19 protein-coding genes are annotated in these 21,911 nt (G+C 38.6%); 17 read left to right on the top strand and 2 right to left on the bottom strand.

Features of this window, described 5'->3' with window-relative positions; all coding sequences use genetic code 11:
* Positions 1 to 3: 3 nt before the first annotated feature.
* From pseI to pseC, 6 genes are read left to right on the top strand one after another with little or no spacing between them, the layout of a single operon-like run.
* Entirely contained in the window at positions 4 to 1,059 is a 1,056-nt protein-coding gene (gene pseI / locus NST85_RS26205) for a pseudaminic acid synthase (protein WP_127194056.1), read from the top strand.
* A gap of 21 nt (positions 1,060 to 1,080) precedes the next feature.
* Positions 1,081 to 1,806, top strand: coding sequence for a cytidylyltransferase domain-containing protein (locus tag NST85_RS26200; RefSeq protein ID WP_127194057.1), 726 nt, complete (start codon positions 1,081 to 1,083; stop codon positions 1,804 to 1,806).
* Positions 1,807 to 1,840: 34 nt separating this feature from the next.
* Entirely contained in the window at positions 1,841 to 3,184 is a 1,344-nt protein-coding gene (locus NST85_RS26195) for a DUF4910 domain-containing protein (protein ID WP_211350218.1), read from the top strand.
* Positions 3,181 to 3,978 (top strand): formyltransferase family protein, encoded by a 798-nt coding sequence (locus NST85_RS26190; protein ID WP_127194058.1) that lies wholly within the window; start codon positions 3,181 to 3,183, stop codon positions 3,976 to 3,978. Before NST85_RS26195 ends, NST85_RS26190 begins: the two co-directional genes overlap by 4 nt.
* Positions 3,979 to 3,992: 14 nt before the next feature.
* Positions 3,993 to 4,940 (top strand): dTDP-glucose 4,6-dehydratase, encoded by a 948-nt coding sequence (locus tag NST85_RS26185; protein WP_127194084.1) that lies wholly within the window; start codon positions 3,993 to 3,995, stop codon positions 4,938 to 4,940.
* A gap of 27 nt (positions 4,941 to 4,967) precedes the next feature.
* Positions 4,968 to 6,161 carry a UDP-4-amino-4,6-dideoxy-N-acetyl-beta-L-altrosamine transaminase gene (gene pseC / locus NST85_RS26180; protein WP_127194059.1) on the top strand — a complete coding sequence of 398 codons (1,194 nt, stop codon included), beginning with the start codon at positions 4,968 to 4,970 and terminating at the stop codon, positions 6,159 to 6,161.
* A gap of 597 nt (positions 6,162 to 6,758) precedes the next feature.
* Here pseC and NST85_RS26175 read toward each other — a convergent pair.
* On the bottom strand, positions 6,759 to 7,292 hold the full coding sequence (locus NST85_RS26175) for an RNA polymerase sigma factor (RefSeq protein ID WP_127194060.1): 534 nt from the start codon (positions 7,290 to 7,292) through the stop codon (positions 6,759 to 6,761).
* A gap of 153 nt (positions 7,293 to 7,445) precedes the next feature.
* On the opposite strand from NST85_RS26175, the gene NST85_RS26170 reads away from it, so the two are divergent.
* The 11 genes from NST85_RS26170 (at position 7,446) to NST85_RS26125 (ending at position 20,325) form a co-directional block, all read left to right on the top strand.
* Entirely contained in the window at positions 7,446 to 9,161 is a 1,716-nt protein-coding gene (locus NST85_RS26170; RefSeq protein ID WP_127194061.1) for an ABC transporter ATP-binding protein, read from the top strand.
* Between the two features lie 102 nt (positions 9,162 to 9,263).
* On the top strand, positions 9,264 to 9,434 hold the full coding sequence (locus NST85_RS29410; protein WP_127194062.1) for a CLI_3235 family bacteriocin precursor: 171 nt from the start codon (positions 9,264 to 9,266) through the stop codon (positions 9,432 to 9,434).
* 107 nt (positions 9,435 to 9,541) lie between these two features.
* Entirely contained in the window at positions 9,542 to 11,014 is a 1,473-nt protein-coding gene (gene ccpM / locus NST85_RS26165) for a Cys-rich peptide radical SAM maturase CcpM (protein ID WP_211350225.1), read from the top strand.
* The gene (locus NST85_RS26160; protein ID WP_127194063.1) at positions 11,011 to 12,135 is read left to right on the top strand and encodes a TIGR04066 family peptide maturation system protein; all 1,125 of its coding nucleotides are present in this window, start codon (positions 11,011 to 11,013) and stop codon (positions 12,133 to 12,135) included. The genes ccpM and NST85_RS26160 overlap by 4 nt, the downstream gene beginning before the upstream one ends.
* A 14-nt stretch (positions 12,136 to 12,149) precedes the next feature.
* A complete protein-coding gene (locus NST85_RS26155) occupies positions 12,150 to 12,422 on the top strand; it encodes a peptide maturation system acyl carrier-related protein (protein ID WP_127194064.1) in 273 nt (90 codons plus the stop codon).
* 3 nt (positions 12,423 to 12,425) lie between these two features.
* Positions 12,426 to 14,072: a S8 family serine peptidase gene (locus NST85_RS26150; RefSeq protein WP_341190817.1), complete on the top strand. Its 1,647-nt coding sequence runs from the start codon at positions 12,426 to 12,428 to the stop codon at positions 14,070 to 14,072.
* Between the two features lie 226 nt (positions 14,073 to 14,298).
* On the top strand, positions 14,299 to 14,496 hold the full coding sequence (locus NST85_RS26145; protein ID WP_127194066.1) for a cold shock domain-containing protein: 198 nt from the start codon (positions 14,299 to 14,301) through the stop codon (positions 14,494 to 14,496).
* Positions 14,497 to 14,762: 266 nt separating this feature from the next.
* A complete protein-coding gene (hpf, locus tag NST85_RS26140; protein ID WP_127194067.1) occupies positions 14,763 to 15,323 on the top strand; it encodes a ribosome hibernation-promoting factor, HPF/YfiA family in 561 nt (186 codons plus the stop codon).
* 213 nt (positions 15,324 to 15,536) lie between these two features.
* Positions 15,537 to 18,044 (top strand): preprotein translocase subunit SecA, encoded by a 2,508-nt coding sequence (secA, locus tag NST85_RS26135; protein WP_127194068.1) that lies wholly within the window; start codon positions 15,537 to 15,539, stop codon positions 18,042 to 18,044.
* A 46-nt stretch (positions 18,045 to 18,090) separates the two neighbouring features.
* Positions 18,091 to 19,204, top strand: a protein-coding gene (gene prfB, locus NST85_RS26130) for a peptide chain release factor 2 (RefSeq protein WP_127194069.1) whose coding sequence is annotated in 2 segments (ribosomal slippage) — positions 18,091 to 18,162 and positions 18,164 to 19,204 — 1,113 coding nt in all. Because the reading frame shifts where the segments join, the coding sequence is not laid out codon by codon here.
* A 236-nt stretch (positions 19,205 to 19,440) separates the two neighbouring features.
* Entirely contained in the window at positions 19,441 to 20,325 is an 885-nt protein-coding gene (locus NST85_RS26125) for a YitT family protein (protein ID WP_127194070.1), read from the top strand.
* A gap of 93 nt (positions 20,326 to 20,418) precedes the next feature.
* Here the strand turns inward: NST85_RS26125 and NST85_RS26120 are convergent, their stop codons facing one another.
* Positions 20,419 to 21,900, bottom strand: a complete 1,482-nt coding sequence (locus NST85_RS26120; RefSeq protein WP_127194071.1) for a zinc ribbon domain-containing protein — start codon at positions 21,898 to 21,900, stop codon at positions 20,419 to 20,421.
* Positions 21,901 to 21,911: the final 11 nt, after the last annotated feature.

The raw sequence follows: 21,911 nt of genomic DNA, 5'->3' as shown, positions 1-21,911 counted from the left end.
TTGATGCAAACAGATGAAATAAAAATTTCGAGTCGTTGGATAGGAAGAATCCACAAGCCCTTCATCATCGCAGAAATGTCCGGAAATCATAATCAGTCTCTAGATAGGGCATTAGAGATTGTTAAAGCTGCTGCCGAATCAGGCGTAGATGCTATTAAACTGCAAACATATACTGCGGATACTATGACCTTGGATGTCAATACCGAAGAATTCATGATTAAAGAATCTGATAATCTATGGAAGGGAAATTCATTATACAATTTGTATAAACAAGCGTATACCCCATGGGAATGGCATGCTGAGATATTTAAAAAATGTAATGAATTGGGTTTACTTGCATTTAGTTCGCCGTTTGATGAAACTGCAGTCGATTTCTTGGAAAGTTTGGATGTGCCGGCTTATAAAATAGCGTCCTTTGAGAATACAGATTTGCCACTTATTAAAAAGGTAGCTCGAACGGGTAAACCTATAATTATGTCTACTGGAATGGCAACCCCTGCAGAAATAGATGAGGCGGTACAAACCGCAAGAGAGTTCGGATGTGAACAATTGGTACTCTTAAAATGCACAAGCACTTATCCGGCTGAGCCTACAAATTCTAATCTTGCTACAATTCCACATTTGAGGCAGCTTTTTAATTGTGAAGTGGGGTTATCTGATCATACCTTAGGACTAGGAGTATCTATTGCTAGTGTAGCGATGGGTGCAACCGTAATTGAAAAACACTTCACGCTTTCAAGAGCTGACGGAGGTGTGGATTCTGTTTTTTCTATGGAACCTCATGAAATGAAAAGCCTAGTTGAAGAGGCAACTAAAGCATGGCAATCGATAGGGACTATATCATACGGTGCTACAGAAAGTGAAAAAGACTCAAGAAATTACAGAAGATCTATTTATGCATCTAGTGATATTAAGCAGGGTGAGAAAATTAATGAAGACAACATTAAAGTGATCAGGCCGGGTTATGGTTTACCGCCAAAATACTTGGATATGGTAATTGGTAGAACTGCTTCAATTGATATATTGAAGGGGACTCCTATTAGTTGGGATATTGTTTAACATTATAAATAGAGGTGTACGATGAATTTTACTGTAATTATTCAAGCGCGTATGGGCTCTAGTCGTTTACCAGGTAAGGTTTTGATGCCACTAGGTACAAGTTGTGTTCTTGATTACGTTGTGACTAGATGTAATAAGATTCAAGGGGTTCATCAAGTTATCGTAGCCACTTCTATACTTGAGCAGGATGATGCTATAGAAGATTGGTGCAAGCTTAACAATGTTAATTGTTTTCGTGGGTCGGAAGAGGATGTTCTAAAAAGATATTATGATTGTGCCAAGAAGTATAAAGCTGAGAATGTTTTGCGTGTAACAGCCGATTGCCCATTTGTGGATTATGAACTGGCAAGTGCGATGATAGAAACGATGATCGTAAAGCCTTCTGATATTTTATTGTATGAGGGTGAATTACCACGTGGATTAGCTGTAGAAATAATTTCATTTGATGCTTTGGAAAAAGTTAATTATTTGGGGAAGGAAATTCGGCATCGCGAACATGTTACATATTTTGCATATGAAAACAAAGAATTATTTTCATCTGTTTCTATAAATGTTCCTAAACACTTGAATCACCCTCAGTTAAGAATTACTCTTGATACACAAGAGGATTATTTAGTTTGCCAGGCAATAGCTGAAGCCTTTCCAGATGATATACTAGTAAGTTCTTCAGATGTAATTGAGTATCTTTTAAAATCTCCCGAGATATCAAAGATTAATGCTCACATCGAGCAAAAACCTGTGATTTAAGAAAATATTTGTATTAGCGGAGTTGATTGATATAATGAGTAATTCAGAATTACTTCAGATGGATAGCCTCTTTGATAGATTATTTCCGATATGTAGAAGTATTACAGGTGAGGGTCTACGCGAAACACTTAATATATTATCTGGCTATATTCCGCTTGAACACTTTGGAGTCAAATCGGATACCGAAGTGTTTGATTGGATAATACCTAAAGAATGGGTAATAAGAGATGCCATATTAAAGGGTCCCGACAATAAGATTATCGCTGACTTTAAAATAAATAATCTACATGTATTAAATTACAGTGATTCGGTGGATAGTGTAATAGATCTTGAGGAGCTTCAACAACACCTTCATTCTATTCCTAATCTGCCTACAGCTATCCCTTATGTTATTTCGTATTATAAGAGAAGGTGGGGATTTTGTATCTCACATGAAGAACGTGAGCAGTTAAAGCCTGGGAAATATCATGCTTATATTGACAGTGAATTTATCGATGGAGAGTTGAACTTTTCTCATGCTATTCTTCCTGGTGAAAGTAAGCGCGAAATACTAATTAGTACCTATGTATGCCATCCATCCATGGCGAATAACGAATTAAGTGGCCCTATTTCAGCTGTTTTTTTATATCAAAGGTTAGCCAGAAAACAGCGTAGGTTCACCTACCGCTTTGTGTTCCTACCCGAAACGATAGGGAGTATCAGTTATCTACATAGGTTTGGAGAAGAGTTGCGTCAAAATATTTACGCTGGTCTTGTTTTGACGTGTTTAGGAGGAAATAGATCTTTAAGTTATAAAATGTCGAGAAGAGGTGACAGCCCGATTGATTTGATGTGGACGCACCTAAATGATACAAATGTATTTAATGGGCAAACGCGAATATTTACCCCTGATGGAGGATCTGATGAACGGCAGTATTGCTCCCCTGGTTTTAATTTACCAGTAGGGCAAATGGCGAGAACAGTTTATGGTGAATATGCCGGATATCATAACTCGCTGGATACCAAAGCAGAGATGACAATAGAGTCATTATATTCAAGTGTTAATGAAATGGAAATATTGATTGAAGCAGTGGAATGGGATGGTTATTATATAAATAATTCTCCTTATGGGGAAGTGAAGCTCGATAAGTATGGGCTCTATCCTGATATGAATGCTGCAGGAGTAACAAAGCAGTTATCTTCTAATAATTTGAATGATAATAGAATACAACTGTCACGTATACTAAATATTTTAAATTATTCGGATGGTGAACATACATTAAGAGAGATCGCCTCTAAATGCAATGCAAGTATCTTAGACCTTATTCCTATTGTCAAGTTGCTATTAGATAAAGAGTTAATTTCAGGTCCATATGATGAGAGGAGAGATATACTTTGAGGCTTTTGTTGATAACTGGGTCGCATCCCCGCCATTCTTACGTTGCGCAAATGTTGTATAACGCAGGGTTCCTTTCATCACTAATAGTGGAGAATCGGGAGGAATTCCTTCCTTCCCCTCCTGATAGTATTGTTGAAAGTGACAAGGAATTGTTTATTAGACATTTCAAGGAAAGAGAGCAGGCTGAACACCGTGCGTTCAAAGTTAATGAACTTAGTCATTGGAGTATTCCAATATTAAAAGTTGAAGCACCTGAGTTAAATAGCTCGAAGGTAAAAGATTGGGTCATTAATACTACTCCTGATGTTGTAATTAGTTATGGCGTTCATAAATTAGGTAACAACATTTTGAGTTTATTTCCTAAGTATTCTTGGAATATTCATGGTGGGTTATCTCCCTGGTATAGGGGCAATACGACATTATTCTGGCCCTTTTATTTTATGAAGCCGAACTGGTCAGGAATGACTATTCATCGTTTAACGGAAAAATTGGATGGGGGAAGCATTGTTCACCACTCAGTACCTGAACTTGATTATGGTGACGGCATTCATGATGTAGCTTGTAAGGCGGTAAAGCAGGTTTCTTTAGATTTAGTGGCAATTTTACAGAAAATTTCTTTAGGTGAGGAAATAGTAGAAACACTGCAAAAGAGTAGTGGTAAGCTATTTACATCTGCTGATTGGGAACCACATCATCTCAGGGTAATTTATGAATTATTCAACAATGACATCGTTGATCATTATTTAGATGGAAAACTGGGACATTCCCAGCCTCCATTAATAAGAGCGTTTTAAAAGGAGCATAAATGATGAGAATTTTACTCACCGGCGGAGCCGGTTTTATTGGCCGTTGGGTCGCCAAGAGATTACTAGACGAAGGTCATCAGTTGTGGATACTAGACGATTTGTCGAACGGTCGTGAAGCTAACGTAGAAGAGTTCCGGAACCATCAGGGTTTAAGGCAGTTTATTAAGGGTACTATTCTGGACGAGGCACTTATGATTAGTCTATTTGATGAGCATAAGTTTGAGATTTGCTACCATCTTGGTGCTTCAATTAATGTCCAAGATTCAATCGATGATCCTAAGACAACTTTCGACAATGATACAGTAGGCACATTTATTGTATTGGAGCAGTGCCGTAAGCATAACACAAAGGTTGTTTTCATGAGCACCTGTATGGTGTATGACCGTTGCAGCGATGAAGATGGTATAACGGAGTTACACCCTACAAAGCCGGCTTCTCCATACGCTGGAGCAAAGGTTGCTGCAGAGAACATGGTACTCTCTTATTATTATGCCTATGATTTACCGACAGTAGTTATCCGTCCATTTAATACATATGGACCCTTTCAAAAGACAGGTGGTGAAGGTGGCGTAGTAGCCATTTTCATTAATAATCACTTAAATGGTAAAGATCTTTGTATATATGGAGAGGGGACTCAGACCCGTGACCTTCTTTATGTTGAAGACTGCGCTAGATTTGTGGTTGCAGCAGGTTTTTCGAATACAGTTGATGGAGAGATTGTGAATGCGGGACTGGGTAAAGATATCTCTATCAATGAGTTAGCACTTCAAATTGCCGGCGATGCGTCGAGAATTAAGTATGTGGAGCACATCCATCCGCAGAGTGAAATACAAAAATTGCTCTGTAACTCTTCCAAAGCTAAGCATCTCCTTAAGTGGGAGCCAGAAGTTACTTTGGAAGAAGGAATTGCACGTACGACCGAGTGGATTAAATCTGGCGGTCTCGACTAATCGTCAATAACTAAGGAGGAGACAGTGATGAACGATATATCTGATCCATCGTCTTCCAACCCGGTTCGCTCTACACTATTGCCATATGGACAGCAGTGGATCGACGAGCAGGATATCGAAGCCGTTGTAAAAGTACTTAGGGGTGACTTCATTACTCAAGGTCCGGCTATCGAAGCATTTGAAACTAAGATTGCTAATTATGTTGGGGCTAAGTATGCAGTAGCATATACCAATGGAACGGCTTCGCTTCATGGAGCTTGTTTTGCAGCAGGCATCGGTCAAGGAGATGAAGTGATTACGACACCTATCACTTTCTTGGCCAGCAGTAACTGCGTTTTATACCAAGGGGGGACTCCAGTATTTGCGGATATTGACATAAACACATATAATATTGATCCTTTGGATATTGAGTCAAAAATTACGGAACGAACGAAAGCGATTATCGCAGTAGATTTTACAGGCCAGCCAGTGGAGATTGATCGAATTTCTATGCTTGCGCGTGACCGAAACCTTGTGCTTATCCAGGATGCAGCTCATTCACTCGGTGCCAGCTACGCAGGACGAAAAGTTGGCGCTTGGGCTGACATGACAATGTTCAGCTTTCATCCCGTTAAACATATAACCACTGGTGAAGGTGGTGTTATAACCACTGATAATGAGCATTATTATCGTAAGCTCTTGATGTTCCGTAGCCATGGAATGACAAGAAATCCGAAAGAACTCATTAGAAATGAAGGCCCGTGGTATTATGAAATGCAGGAACTGGGCTATAATTATAGAATGACAGATATGCAAGCCGCACTGGGTTTGAGTCAGATGGATAAGTTAGATGGTTTCGTAGCGAGAAGAAGAGAAATAGCTGCCCTTTATAATGAGTCGTTTTCTTCTTTACAGGGGTTGATTGTTCCTAAACAGCATTCTAATGCAGAATCATCTTGGCATTTGTATGTCCTTCGCTGGTTGCCTGAATACTTTGCAGAGAGTCGGGAGTCATTATTTTTAGCATTACGAAATGAAAACATTGGAGTTAACGTTCATTACATACCTGTATATCTCCAGCCCTTTTATAAGAAATTGGGGTATCAAACCGGCGTGTGTCCTAATGCTGAAACCTACTATGATACCGTAATCACTCTTCCGCTTTTTCCGAGAATGACAGAGTCAGATGTGGCGGATGTTATTACAGCTGTGAAAAAGGTATATGCTCGTTTTAAGAATTAATTTTTCTAGACCCTTGAGTTATCTGAGGATAAAAAGACTACTTTTTTCAAAAATAACAAAATAACCAAAGAAAAACAAGGCTCTAGAATTGAACTGTGACTCGTAAGATAGACACTTGAAAAAGTGACATCTTATGGGTCATTTATATGTTAATCAAATTAAATAGTAGGGTTTAAGAAGAGAGAGTGACACGATAAGGAAACTGACTTTTTAGAGCGAGAAATGGGACTGTTGAAGTCAGTTCTAAGACAATGGAAAAATATCACCTATGCACTAACATTTAAGTTAGCGGACATCCTTGATCCTGAGAGGTTATAGAATTGCTTTAATCGAATGTAATGTCACTCATGGAGGAAAAGGTTTGCAAGAGAACGACGTGGAAAAGAAGACACTAGCCAGTGCGAAAAGGATGACTATTAATGAATGATAAATGAATTCATTAATAGTCATCCTTTTGTGGTTTAAATAGGGAGAGTAATACTTTTGTTATAATCGTTAATCTATATAAGAGATTCGTATTTTGAAAATTGCAGAGTAGAGTGAACCAACTTGTACTGTCACTTGAAAGACTGACTTTGAAGATGTTAATTGTCCCAGTTAAATCGTCACGCGATTGGCGATTTCTTTAATATGCTTTTTTAATCTATAGATTCGAGTTGTAACTGCTGTTCTAGAGATGTCATAGATGGTGGATAGTTCATCGATAGATTTTTTATGTAAGTAATAATTACAGTAAAGCTCGTATTCCTGGGCATTAAGCTGCTTCAAGACTTCGACTTTCAATTGGTCAAAATCGATATTAATCTCTAATTCATTTTCAATTGAAGATATTGGATATTGTATTACTTCATTGGTAAGTAACTCATGTTTTTTTTTAGAGTAATAATATCGAAATGATCTATTTACTTTGTTCTTCGCTGTTTGAAATAACCAGCCTTTAATGTTTGGATGCTGAACTAGTTTTTCAATTTGCTGCTTTGCTTCTAAGAAGGTTTCTTGTGTGCTTTCTTCTGCGATATCCTGTAACCCTCGACTGTTATGTATAAGATAAATACAAAAATTGTAAACGCTTTCTAAATGTTCTTCGCAAACTTTATTTAAGAGGACTTCGTTTGGACTGGTTCCCTTCATTTAGATATACCTCCTATATATTAATTTATTTATCTATATACTACCAAACAGTAAGATATATGTTAGTGAATTATATTACATAAAGAAATATTGATGTGATAATAAGAGGAAAATGGAATTAGTATTACAAAGCAACGAAGGAGGGAGAAGTCAGTGAATGATAGAAAGACACTGAACAAAATAATAAATTTATTTATTCCATTTAAAAGAAAGATTTGTATTACTATGGTGCTATTATCTTTAGCTAGTCTAGTAAATTTATTTTTACCCTTAACAACTCGAAAAATTATTGATGAAGGATTTATCCAAAACAATATGCGAACTGTAATTTTTTTTTCATTAATATCTTTTGGATTAATTGTAGTAGGAAAGAGTATGGAGATTATGTGTGAGGAAATAAGAACTAATATTTATATTAAAATCAAGTTATCTTTGAATGAACATGCATTCCATCATCTATCAAGATTGAAAATTAAGTATTTTAAAGAGGCAAATACTACGGTGTTACTCAGTAATATTAAGTTAGATGTAGATAATATAACTAAAGTGGTAGATAGTAACTTTTTCTTCTTATTGACTCAGATTCTTAGTTTGTTAGGTGGGTTGGTAGGGTTGTTAATTATTGATTGGAGACTGACAATCTTAGTTATATGTTTCACTCCCGCAAAATATATATCAGCAAAATACTTTTCGAAAAAAAGAGAGAACCTTATCGAAAAATTTATTCAAAGTTCGAGTGATTACGCCAGTTGGTTTGGCGATACTATTGGAGGAATTAATGAAATCAGGTTATTTGGGCTCATAAAAAATAAGAAAGAAGAATTCACAAACAAGCAGCTTAGTATGATTGGTACGGAGAAAAGGATGGAAATGTTAAATGTATATAGTCTTGCTGTGGAGTCCATTTTGTTACAGTTATTGCTGGTGGGACTATATATTCTGGGAGCAAGTATGGTCTTCAATTATACTCTCACTGTGGGTAGCATATTTGCCTTCATCATGTATAGTTCTTATGTCACTAGTCCGATCGCATCCATATTGAATATTCGTTATTTTATGTCAAACGTACTTCCTTCGGCCAGACGCTATTTTAATTTTCTTGACTTAGAGGTAGAGGACTCCACCTCTAAGTTAGTTCCGAAAGCTTTAACTCAAATGATGAAAGGTAACATTGAGTACAGTAACGTGAACTTTTCTTATAGTGAAGAAATGGTACTGAAAAATATAAATTTCGTTATACATGCTAAAGAAAAGGTAGCAATCGTTGGGCATAATGGATCTGGAAAGTCTACACTTATTGAGCTGTTATTGAGATTTCATACTCCATCTAGTGGGACTATAAAGATGGACGGTGTTGATATTGAACAATATGATATCGATGAATATCGACAGCAAATATCCGTTGTAAGCCAGCATGTATATTTGTTTGATACCACCATTGAGAATAATATTAAGCTGTATTCAGAGCCAGAATACAATGAGATGCAGAAAGTATTAATTGATGCTCAATTGACTGAGTTTGCTCTTGGGGAATCAGAAGATAATGATGTAGGATGCAACGGTCTAAAAATGTCAGGTGGACAAAGACAAAAAATTGCGCTGGCTAGAGCTTTGATCCATGAAAAGGAACTATTTATATTTGACGAGGCTACTTCTAATTTGGATACGGAATCGGAAATTTACATTAACCATCTACTCAATAATAGGCTCAAAGATAAAACCGTTATCCTAGTTACCCATCAAATGGAGGTATTAAAGCATGTTGACCGAGTTATTGTGATACGAGATGGAGAATTGGAATATATAGGAGAGTATGATCAACTATTTACTAATAGTTCATATTTTAGAGATATGGTTTTGGTAAGATAATTTTACATAATTTATAGATAATGTGTGATCTAAACAAAAATATGGAATTAGAATAGTGTAAGAGATTATTTCATTCATCCATAAAGGAAAGGTGGTGAAAAAATGAAAAAATTGGGGAAAAAGCGGGCTATGACTTATGAGACTGTAGAAGCTTTTGCATGTATTTGTAATTGTTATTGTGGTGCTTGCTCTTGTAAACCTATCTTGGCTTCAAGTAATTCTTTCTCATTACAAAACAACAATAACACAAGCCGGACTTCATCTAGTTTTTAAAAATTGCTAATTCAACGTCTAAGGTTTTTATGTACTAAGGGTTGGAGTTTGTTTTAACTCTAGCCCTTAGCAATAATTTTGAATGAAATTAAGGGGGAAGGCCTACGATGATTCAAGAACATCCCTTTATCTTTTTATTTAGAACGCCGGGTTGTTATTATGTTTATGACGTCAATACTAATATAATAGTAATGATTGATAAAGAGACGTTTGAAGTATTGGAAGACGTATTAAACGATAAAATAGAGTCGGAAGAATATTTTAAAGAATATGATGGTATCGCTACTTTGATAAACAAAGGCTTTTTGTCTGCAAATAAAATTAAACAAATTGAGCATTCCGAAAGTAGAACTTTACTGTATACGCTGAATAACAAAGTATCAAAAATCACGCTTCAGGTCACTCAACAATGCAATTTAAGATGCAAGTATTGCGTATATTCCGGAAGTTATATGAATAGAGACCATTCCGCTCAAATTATGACTTTTGAGATGGCGTCAAAAGGAATAAATTTCTTGATAGATCATTCGATGGACTTATCTCAAATCAATATTGGATTTTACGGGGGGGAACCTTTATTAGAATTTCCACTCATTAAGGAGTGTATTGAATATGCGGAGACGAAGGCAGAAGGCAAACGGATTACTTTTAATATAACTACGAATGGAACCGTGCTTACGGATAAGATTATAGAATATTTAGAACTTCATAATGTCAGTCTTATGATTAGTCTTGATGGTCCCAGAGAAGTGCAGGATAAGAATAGAAGATTTGCCTCACGTGACGTGGGTACCTTTGACAAAATCATAAGCAATCTAGAAGCAGTTAAGTCTAAATATCCCGAATATTATAAAAAAATAAGCTTTAATGCGGTGATGGATCCCCAGAACGACTTCAATTGTTCAAGTGAATTCTTTTCCAGTGAAGAAGTACTTAAAGATTCCTTTATAAATGCATCGGCACTAAACACGGAGTACTCTGAGAATGAATTGGCTACCCCTGATAGTTTTATTGAAAAGTGGTCTTATGAGGTATTTAAGTTATTTTTATCTAAGTTGGGAAGATTGGATGAGAAGTGGGTATCAAAACTTGTTAATTCTCATTTTGACCGCATAAAAGTAAATATGCATGAGAAAAGAAAGCCAAGCAATTTTTTGCCGGAGACGGTGCATCATGGTGGGCCGTGCATTCCTGGAGCGCAAAGATTATTCATGAATGTTCATGGAAATTTTTACCCTTGTGAGAGAGTGAGTGAATTATCACAGGCCATGAATCTTGGAAATGTGGACGAGGGATTTGATATCGAAAATGCAAGAAAATTATTAAACATAGGCAACTTAACTGAAAATGAGTGTAAAAATTGCTGGAATTTCAGATTCTGTAATCTGTGTGCAGCTGCCTGCGACAATTTAAATGGATTATCCCGGGAGCATAAATTGACTCACTGTAGCGGAGTTACAAATTCAGTTGAGGATATGATGAAGGATTATTGTACTTTGTTGGAATTTGGATATACCTTCAGTGATGTGGAAAAGCCGACCTTGAGCTATCGAAACGCAGAAATGGAGGAGGTAAGATGAGTAAACAGGAAAAACTAATAATTTACCCATATGATATTCAGTCTACTCCTATAGTGAGACATCCAGTTTTTAACCACGGATACGACATACTTGGATTAATATCCCCAAATGGTTGGGGGTTGTGTGGAAAGGATGCAGGTATAGCTGATTATGGAGGGCAACTGGGAATTAATGTGAGTAATGATTTTAATCACTTACTTGATGGATGCGATACCGTCTTGTTTAGTGAGTCTCATCTAAAACTTGATTTTGATCAGATGATTAAGCCAAAAATAGACAAAGCTATTGAGAAACGAAAAAACATATTATGCACGATATTTATTCCTGATGAATTACTAAATTATTATATCGAAAAATGTAAATTATCAGATACTTATTTTAAATATTACAATAACTCGGGGAGAAAAATAATAAGTAAAGAGATAGATATAGAGTATATTCATCCTATAAATACCCCGGTCGCTTTTGTTATTGGTATGGGTGAGAGATGTCAAAAATTCGAAATTCAGCTTGCCTTAAGAGAGAGACTTCTAAAAATGGACTATAAGATCAGTCAGGTCGGATCGAGAGACTACTGCGAAATGTTTGGATTTCATTCCATTCCTAGTTTTATGTTTGCACATACGATTCCTGATTATCATAAGGTCGTTATGTTTAATCATTTTATTAAAGACATCGAGCTTAAAGAACAGCCTGATTTAATTTTAATCGGAATTCCCGGCGGCCTATTTCCGTTTAATGATGAATTTACTAATAAGTTTGGTATTATGGCATATGAAATATCAAGGGCAGTAAAGCCAGATGTCTCCATACTAAGTATTTTATATGAGGATTATAAAGTGGACTATTTTACGGAATTGAGCAAAGTCATTAAATATCGATTTGGTATCGAAGTAGATTGTTACAACTTGGCTAATGTAAAGTTTGACTGGGACATTTCAAGTCAGAATGGAATGATGACTTATAACATGATTGATGCAGAAGTGATCGATAGTGTAAAAAGTCAATTTGGATCATTGAGTTCTCCCATATTTAATATTTTTAACCATCAGGATACCGGTAAAGCGGCGGATTATCTCTTAGAAAAACTTATTGAATACGCAGATATTCAGACTATTTAAAGGAGGAGAGAGGTATGGTAGACCAAGAGATACAGGAACAGTTAAAACGGATATTCAAGGGAAGATTTGATTTAGAATTTAATTCAGATGCACTTTTAGATGAACATTTATTAGGAAGAAGAATAGGTTTAAATTCTAGGGACTTATTATATCTTTTTTTTGATATTGAAGAAACGTTTAAGATACATATATCTCAAGAATCTATTGTTACTAAGAAATTTACAACCTTTAATAATATATGTCAAATGATTATTGAGCAGAAGTCTTGTTATACTATCGGGATTTGAAACATGAGAAAGCCAACACGAGTGGCAATAATAGACGATGGAATCAACGAAACTATATTTAATGAAAAGTTTCTAGAGTATAATCTGGAAATAGACGCAGAGTTGCAAGTGGTATCTAGGAGGAACTACCACGATTTAGATTTTAATCATGCAACTATTTGCGCTTCTATTATTAGGAAGTATACGAAATGTGATCTAATGAGTAGTATTAAGATACTTAATGAGCGTGCAAAGAGCACGGTAAATCAGCTTGTTAGAGCTGTTGAATGGTGTATTGAGAAAGAAATGGACTTGGTGAATATAAGCCTTGGTTCGACTTTAAATCTTGATTACGAATTTTTGAGAAACGTAGTGAATCAAGCATATGACAGAGGGATGATAATTATCGCTGCCCAAAGCAACGAAGGAATTTTTACTTATCCTGCATCTTTAACAAATGTAATTGGAGTTAATTGTGATAAGGCAGGGATATATACAGAAAGAGAATTCGCATTTAACATCTATCCTCTTAATGGAATTGATATTACAGCGAATGCACGTCATAAACTTAAAGATTATCTTGGTCGTGAATTTATTACGCAAAATTCTAACAGTTTTGCGGCACCTGTAGTAACTTCTATAATCAATGATTTTCTAAAACAGAAACCTAAAATGACGATAGAGGAAATACGAGGCAAATTAAGGACTGCTTCCCTTAATACAGATCTAACTGAGTACTATCCCAATGTTTATCATTTTTTAGACTGGATTAAGGAAGCTATAATTTTTGTTATTAATGACCAAGGGAACCCGTATAATATTGAATACTATGATTTTAAAGTCAGGGAAATTATTTATATTGATAGTAATGATGTGCATGTGATCACCCACCTTATTTCGAGTTATCTGTCAGGGAGTATGCAGACGCTTAAAACTACGGATACTGTGGTTATTGTTAATCAAATCAGTAGTTATATGTCCGATGGGCAAGGGAATCTATACTTAAAAGAATTAAGTAAGTATGGGAAGGATATAGTGTATCTTGGTGAGAATATAGATAAGGATGTTTTACAACTGTTGGAGATAGATGGGATAAAAAATATAAAACTGTATCATCAAATCATAAATAAGAGTGATATATTAAATAGGGCCTCAAGAGATGTTCAAATTCCTTTTATATTTATATATGATTTTGATGGAGTGAAAATGAATTCCTTGCTTTTCCTTCTCTCCAAGAAATTTAGGGAGAATGGTTACTCACTAGTAACTGTCTCGGATTCCCCCCAAGAGATCCTTTCAGGGCATAAAATTGTTAATCCTTTTAAAGAGGGAGCCTTTTTTGAGTCTTCTTTAGCCTCATTATGTTCCGTACATGATCCGGATATTATGATTATTGGAGTTAAAAGGGCTCTGGCTTTCTCAAGAGATAAGTCTACAGTAGATCGTATGATGAATAATTTTCAATCTGATTTACACATGTTCATTATTAACGACGTGTCGGATCTCTATAATATAAACGACATAATATGTGAGCGTAGTGATAATGTCTTAGTGTTATCAAATATTAATGAAACTTCAAGCTTTGAATGTGGGGGTAATGTTATTAACTGCGTTGCTGAGGATGCTATTGATAAGCTATATTTCTTTACATTGAACTTTTTTCGAAGTTAAAATTTTTCAATAGGTATCTAAACTGTTTCATGTCCTAATTAAAAGGGTATTGATATTGAAATACATCATCCATCCATGAAGAAGAGTAACTTCGGCAAATTATTACAATTATTTTACAGTAAAACCTGTTTTATTAGTAATTGACATTAGTGAAGTTTGGGTGGTATATTCAAAAATGTGAGCTGGATTAACCACTCATATTTGAAAATGAAGGGAATGTTTGTATATGCAAGGTACAGTTAAATGGTTCAACGCAGAAAAGGGTTACGGTTTCCTCGAAACTGAAGATGGGGGAGACGTATTCGTACACTTCTCAGCAATTCAAACAGACGGATTCAAATCTTTGGACGAAGGACAAGCAGTTGAGTTCGAAGTTGTTGATGGTGCTCGTGGACCACAAGCAGCTAACGTAATCAAGTTATAATCATCCCGGCACAGCCGACCCACATATAAGGTACGATGGTTAACAATTAAGATTCGCTAGCGTTAGACCCTGGGGGAACCCAGGGTCTTTCTTTATGCCCGAAATCGTAAACAGCGATCGTAAATACAATCCGCCATTGCTTAACTAGGCCTAAAATACTGTTTTCTGTAAACACAGCTTATGTTCATTGATTCGCCATTACAGACTTTTTACATTGGGCTAACACCTATGTTATAATAGGGGTGCAAACAAAGGAGGAGTGCCCTATGAATTTTAGTATTCGAGGACAGCAAATTGAAGTGACTGATGCTTTGCGAGACTACGTTGACAAGAAGCTCAGTAGACTAGACAAGTACTTTGATGCACCCCCCACCTCAGATGGTACCGTCACATTGAGTGTCGTACGAGGTTTGCACGTGGTAGAGGTTACAATCCCTCTTACTGGCGTTGTACTCCGCGCTGAGGATCGAAGCGAAGATATGTATGCATCAATGGATGCCGTGGCGGACAAGCTTGAACGTCAAATCCGCAAGCATAAGACGAAGATTAACCGTAAGTTCCGTCAAGAAGGTAGTTTGAAGAAATTGTTCGTTGAGGGCGCATCCAGTACTTCAGTATTAGTGGATGAAGGCGACTTTGACACAGATGAGTTGGAAGTAGTTCGTACGAAGCGATTCTTCTTGAAACCGATGGATGTAGAAGAAGCGATTTTGCAAATGAACATGGTAGGCCATAATTTCTTCGTCTTCTCAAACATCGACACTCGGGAAGTAAATGTAGTTTATAAACGTGACGATGGCAAGTACGGTTTGATAGAGCAGGATTAGTACGTTACCAATCATGACGATTGTATGAATGCAGGTGCCAATTCTTGCAATTGAATTTTAAGGAAACGAGCCTTATCCGCTTGCGGATAGGGCTCTTTATTAATATAAGAAGGTTTTTACCACGGGACAGTGGTGATGGTGTCTGTTGCGACAACCCTTACAAACTGTTACAATTTAGGCAAATGATCTGTTTTGCCGTGAAAGGGGTTAATCATGCTAGGACTAGTTAAGAAAATATTTGGAGACATCAATGAACGTGATGTCAAACGTCTCATGAAGACGGTGGACTTTATCAATACATTAGAACCCAAATTTGAGGCTCTTTCTGACGAGCAATTACAAGCCAAGACTGCTGAGTTTCGCGAGCGGCTCGAGAAGGGGGAAACGCTAGACGAACTCCTTCCAGAAGCCTTTGCTACAGTTAGAGAAACCTCTAAGAGAACGCTGGGCATGCGTCATTTCGATGTGCAGCTTGTTGGTGGTATGGCGCTCCATGAAGGCCGTATCTCTGAAATGAAAACCGGTGAAGGGAAGACGTTGGTTGGAACCTTACCGGTTTATTTGAACGCACTAGCAGGCAAGGGCGTACACGTCGTTACTGTTAATGATTACTTGGCACAGCGTGATAGCGAGCAGATGGCACAAATCTATAACTTCCTAGGTATGACGGTTGGAGTCAATCTGAACGGTATGGAACACGATGAGAAACAGGCAGCATATGCATGTGATATCACATATGGTACAAATAACGAATTTGGCTTTGACTATCTTCGCGATAACATGGTGCTGTACAAGGAGCAGATGGTTCAACGTCCGCTCTATTTCTGCGTTATTGATGAAGTAGACTCCATTCTGATTGACGAAGCGCGTACACCGCTCATTATATCTGGACAAGCTCAAAAATCAACTGAGCTGTATTATGTAGCTGATCGATTTGTGAAGGGCCTTGTTCCGGAAGAAGACTATACGGTGGACATCAAAGTCAAAGCTGTATCTCTGACTGAAAAAGGGGTAGCTACAGCTGAACGTGCCTTTGGAATCGAAAACTTGTATGATCACAACAATATCACGCTAAACCACCATGTGGTTCAAGCTTTGAAGGCAAATGTCATCATGCGTCGTGACGTTGATTATGTAGTGACAGAAGATGAGGTTCTTATCGTAGATGAATTCACGGGTCGTCTTATGGCAGGTCGCCGTTACAGCGATGGGCTACATCAGGCGATTGAAGCGAAGGAAGGCATCGAAGTACAGAATGAGAGCATGACGCTTGCAACGATTACTTTCCAGAACTATTTCCGTATGTACCGCAAGCTAGCGGGAATGACGGGTACGGCAAAGACGGAGGAAGAAGAATTCAAGAAGATTTACGGTCTTGAAGTTCTTCAAGTACCGACGAATAAGCCGAATGTCCGTCAAGACATGCCGGATGTCGTGTATAAGAGTGTAGAAGGCAAGTTCAAAGCTGCTGTTGAAGAGATCGTGAAACGGCATAAGAATAATCAGCCTATATTGGTTGGTACAGTGTCAATCGAGAACTCGGAACGTGTCTCTGATATGCTGAAACGTAAAGGTGTCCAACATAAAGTGTTGAACGCTAAATACCATCAAGAGGAAGCTGAGATTATCTCACGTGCGGGTCAACCAGGATCGGTGACGATCGCAACGAATATGGCGGGCCGTGGTACGGATATCATCCTTGGTGAAGGTGTTTCCGAAGTTGGTGGACTTCACATTATCGGTACAGAACGTCATGAATCACGTCGGATTGATAATCAGCTTCGTGGCCGTGCTGGTCGCCAAGGTGACCCTGGATCCACGCAATTCTACTTGTCCCTTGGGGACGAATTGATGAAGCGGTTCGGGGCCGACAACGTGCTGAATATGATGGATCGGTTAGGTTTTGAAGAAGATCAACCGATTGAGAGCAAGATGATCTCGAAGGCTGTCGAATCTGCACAAAAACGTGTTGAAGGTAACAACTTCGACGTACGTAAAGTCGTACTTCAATATGATGATGTTATGAACCAACAACGCGAAATTATATATAAACAACGTCGTGAATTGCTAGAATCCGATAATATCAAGCAAATTATCATTGATATGATCAAGCCAGTTATCGAACGGATCGTTGAAGCTCATACAAGTTCTGATATTCCTGAAGAGTGGGAATTACAAGATGTGGTCGACTACATCAATAGTAAACTGTTGGATGAAGGAGCTATCTCTAAAGATGATCTTTGGGGCAAAGAGCCAAATGAAATGGTCGAGTTTATCTTCGATAAAGTAATGGTGAAATACGATGTTCGAGAAGAAGCACTTGGACCTGAAATGGTGCGCGAATTTGAGAAAGTAATTGCTCTACGTTCTGTAGACAGCAAATGGATGGATCACATTGATGCGATGGATCAACTTCGTCAAGGTATTCACCTTCGTTCTTATGGCGGAACGGACCCTCTTCGTGAGTATCAATTTGAAGGTTTCGAGATGTTTAACCAGATGGTTGCTACGATCCAAGAAGAAGTTGCAACATATATTATGAAGGCACAAGTAGAATCCAACCAAGAGCGTCAAGCCGTAGTCGACGAAGATAAGATTTCCACTAGTGGTGAGCCTGCTGAGAAGCGTCCGGTCCAACGTGGAGATCAAATTGGACGTAACGACCTCTGCCCATGTGGAAGTGGCAAGAAGTATAAGCATTGTCACGGACAAAACGCGTAATAACCTTAGTTTAACTTCATTTAATTTAGGAAGGTGACGAAGCAACATGATCGACCCAAGCGTCAAACAGGATATGCGCGAGATTACCAAGAAATTAACAAACCTTAGGGGGTCACTTTGACTTAGACCTCAAGCAGGAAATGATCGGGAACTATGAAGAGAAGATGAGTGCACCTGATTTTTGGGATGATAATGAAAAAGCACAGAGTCTGATCGCAGAAATGAATGATGTTAAATCCTTCGTGGATAAATATTTGGGTCTGCAACAGGAATACGATGACGCTGAGATGATGCTAGAACTCTCTGAGGAAGAAAGCGACGAGTCACTGGAAGCAGAAATTACTGCTTCCGTGGCTGCGTTAGTGAAGAAATTGGAAGAGTTTGAGCTTGAACTACTTCTTAGTGAGCCGTATGACAAACTCAATGCTATTCTTGAGTTACATCCAGGCGCTGGCGGTACCGAGTCGCAAGATTGGGGTCAAATGCTGCTACGGATGTATACAAGATGGGCTGAGAAGCATGGCTTCAAAGTAGAAACTCTAGATTATCTGTCGGGCGATGAGGCAGGGATCAAGAGTGTCACACTTCTGATCAAAGGTTACAATGCTTACGGTTATCTGAAAGCGGAGAAAGGTGTACATCGCTTGGTACGGATTTCACCGTTTGACTCTTCTGGACGTAGACATACTTCCTTCGTATCATGTGATGTCGTTCCGGAAATTACGGATGAAGTGACTGTGGAAATAAGGACTGAAGATCTTAAGATCGATACGTACCGGGCCACAGGAGCTGGTGGACAGCACATCAATACAACAGATTCCGCTGTACGGATCACGCATTTACCTTCGGGAGTTGTGGTAACGTGTCAGAATGAACGTTCGCAGATCAAGAACCGGGAACAAGCGATGACGATGCTCCGTTCTAAACTGTATGAACGTAAGTTGGAAGAACAACGCAAGGAACTAGATGAGATCCGCGGTGAGCAGTCTGATATCGCGTGGGGTAGTCAAATCCGGTCGTACGTCTTTCATCCCTACAGTATGGTTAAAGACCATCGCACATCGGTGGAGAGCGGTAACGTAGGTGCTGTGATGGATGGGGATCTGGATCCATTTATCGATGGTTACTTACGGAGTCAGATTCGTCTTGAATCACAATAAGTAATGAATAGTCCCACCACGCCTCTTAACAATGCGCACCACGGTGGGCTTTTTTTCAGATTTTCTAGAGCAGTTCATGATGACGTTCGGGTGCTAATTCGGATGAGTTCCGTGAGTTCCGAAAAGCTTTTGACAGAATCGGAAATCAGCAACTTGTATTTTTTAGGACCGAAAGGTATTGATCATGCAAGAGTAGTACATAACAGATGATATGGAATCAGTAAGGAGGAGGCGCAGTGCCGCCAAAGTCACGTAAACGTAGATTAAGTAAATATATACCTGTGACAGGTCCAGGTCGCCATGTCATCGATACCATGATGATTTTGGTGGGATCGTTTATTACGGCCATTGCTTTTAATTTATTTCTTGTCCCGAATCATATTGCTTCAGGAGGAGTATCTGGATTATCGATTATCGTCGAGTCTCTTTTTGGGATTGAGCCAGCATACACACAGTGGGCATTAAATATCCCATTGTTCTTTGCAGGATTCTTGGTGCTAGGTCGTAATTATGCGATCCGTTCACTGCTCGGGACCATTGTATTGCCGTTGTTTGTTTTCTTGACTAAAGATTGGTCTGTCCCGACGACAGATATGCTGCTAGCTTCTCTATATGGCGGGATAGGTGTTGGATTGGGTCTTGGTATTGTGTTCCGGGGCCGGGGGTCTACAGGGGGATTATCAACCTTGGCTCAGATCGTTCAGCGATACACGGGGCTGAGTTTATCTGTATGTGTAGTTATTATGGATGGAACAGTAATCGCCCTAGCCGGATTCATTCTATCCCCTGAGAAGGCGCTATACGCGCTGATCGGTCTCTACATTACAGGGAAGTTTATCGATATGATTGAACTAGGGCTAAACTATACGAAGGTCGCATATATCATCGCCAACAAGACGGATGAGATTGCGGATGCAGTATTATCTCAGTTAGATCGTGGTCTTACGAAACTGAGCGCGCAAGGTGGTTATACTGGCGATAACCGGATGGTTCTGATGGTGGTCGTAGGGCAAAGCGAAGTGACCCAACTCAAAACGATCGTGCAAACGCTGGAGCCAACGGCGTTCGTCATTATTACGAATGCACATGAAGTGCTTGGTGAAGGTTTCAAAAGACAGTAACAGGAATAAAAAATCCCCTTCAAGAAAATCTCGCCTAATGCGGGGTTCTTGAAGGGTTTTTTTGGTTTGACTTAAGAGAGATCTCTATTTTTACTATATCACCGCTTCAGAGGTGCCAACATTAATAAACTCTTTGGTGTTATCATCATTAAACCAGTAGTTATCGTAATAGGAATCAACTACCCATTCACCATTAATATAGAGCAACTGATAGATTACGGAACCTACGAGCTCCTGGGGTGCTTCGGGAGTGGATCCTTCATAGTAAAAAGATTGTTCGGAATAGTTTTGAACACTGATATCTGCCGCAAAGTTGCCATCGCCAACACTATAGAGTTTAATGCTATCCAGATCAAATACCATCTTAGTCAACTTCAAGTCATACTGAAAATCTTGATCAATGTATTGCTTAACCTCACTGGACAATGCTTCACGTAATTCATCAGACGTGTGACTTGCTTTGGTGGAGTCCAATGTATTAAAAGATTCCACCCATCCTTTTAGAAATTTCTGCGTTGCAGACATGATCGATTCCCGAAATATATCATCTACTGGATCTATATCAGCAGTGATATATTGATCGGTAACCGAATATTCCTCGCTTTGGATAATACCCCAAGGGAAATTCTTTGCTACATACACCTTATGTGTACCATCCATGGCAATGGGCCCGATCTCCCGTTTCTCTCCCGTAAGTGCTCCGATATCCTTGCCATCGATATAGATAGCTGCGTCATCATAATTGGATTCGACTATAAAGTATCTGCCTGCTAGTGATAAATCGAGATCACTATAGTTGTTTCCATCTGTTAAGTTGACCGTTTGTTCATTTTGCAGTGAAGTATATTCACCTACATATTCCGATTTGAAAGTATATAAGCCGGGTAGTAAGGGTCCGACTTCTGCTGTGAAATGAGAACTGTTTGCCAGGGCGGCCTCTTTATCATTCACGTAAATTTTTGCACCTTCATAATTGGTACTCACTTCAGTATAGTAGGTGGACACTTCCAGAACGTATTTGTCGTACAACATGAACTGCTTACCGTCTATACGCAGATTGATAAATTTATCAGCAGAAGATTTCTCAGTTTCATTCGCTGTCATCTGAACCGCATCGCGGTCTAATTGCTTCTTGAGCTCAGTAACTAACCTTTCTGTAACGGAAGGATCAGAATCCATATAACGAATGAGCGGGGCCAGATTAGTGGCACTAAGGGTTACTTTGTCACTTTCGACTTGTAGTAGGGAGGCTAAAGCTGCAGTATCTTTTTCATGAAGTGCAGTTTCTAATTTCGAGACCAGCCTGTTTGGATCTGTGACATATTTACCAGTTTCAAATAATCCAATCAATACAATGATTACTGCTACCACACTAGTGCAGACCCATTTATGATGCTTTACCCATGGCCAAATGGAGGCAGATCCTTGTTTCCAATTCAGATGGGTTTGCTTAACCTGAACAGCCGGCAGGGGAGATTCCTCATTTGCTGGGGCAGGATCAAGTGGCGTGCCGCACTCCGAACAATATACATAATGGTCTTCTAGCTTCTCTCCACATTCAGTACAGTAACTCATATCAACGCCCC

Source organism: Paenibacillus sp. FSL K6-2524, assembly GCF_038005525.1.
Lineage (GTDB): Bacteria > Bacillota > Bacilli > Paenibacillales > Paenibacillaceae > Fontibacillus > Fontibacillus anaericanus.
Note: the sequence above shows the minus strand (reverse complement) of the source record. Positions and strands in the feature narration are given on the sequence as shown.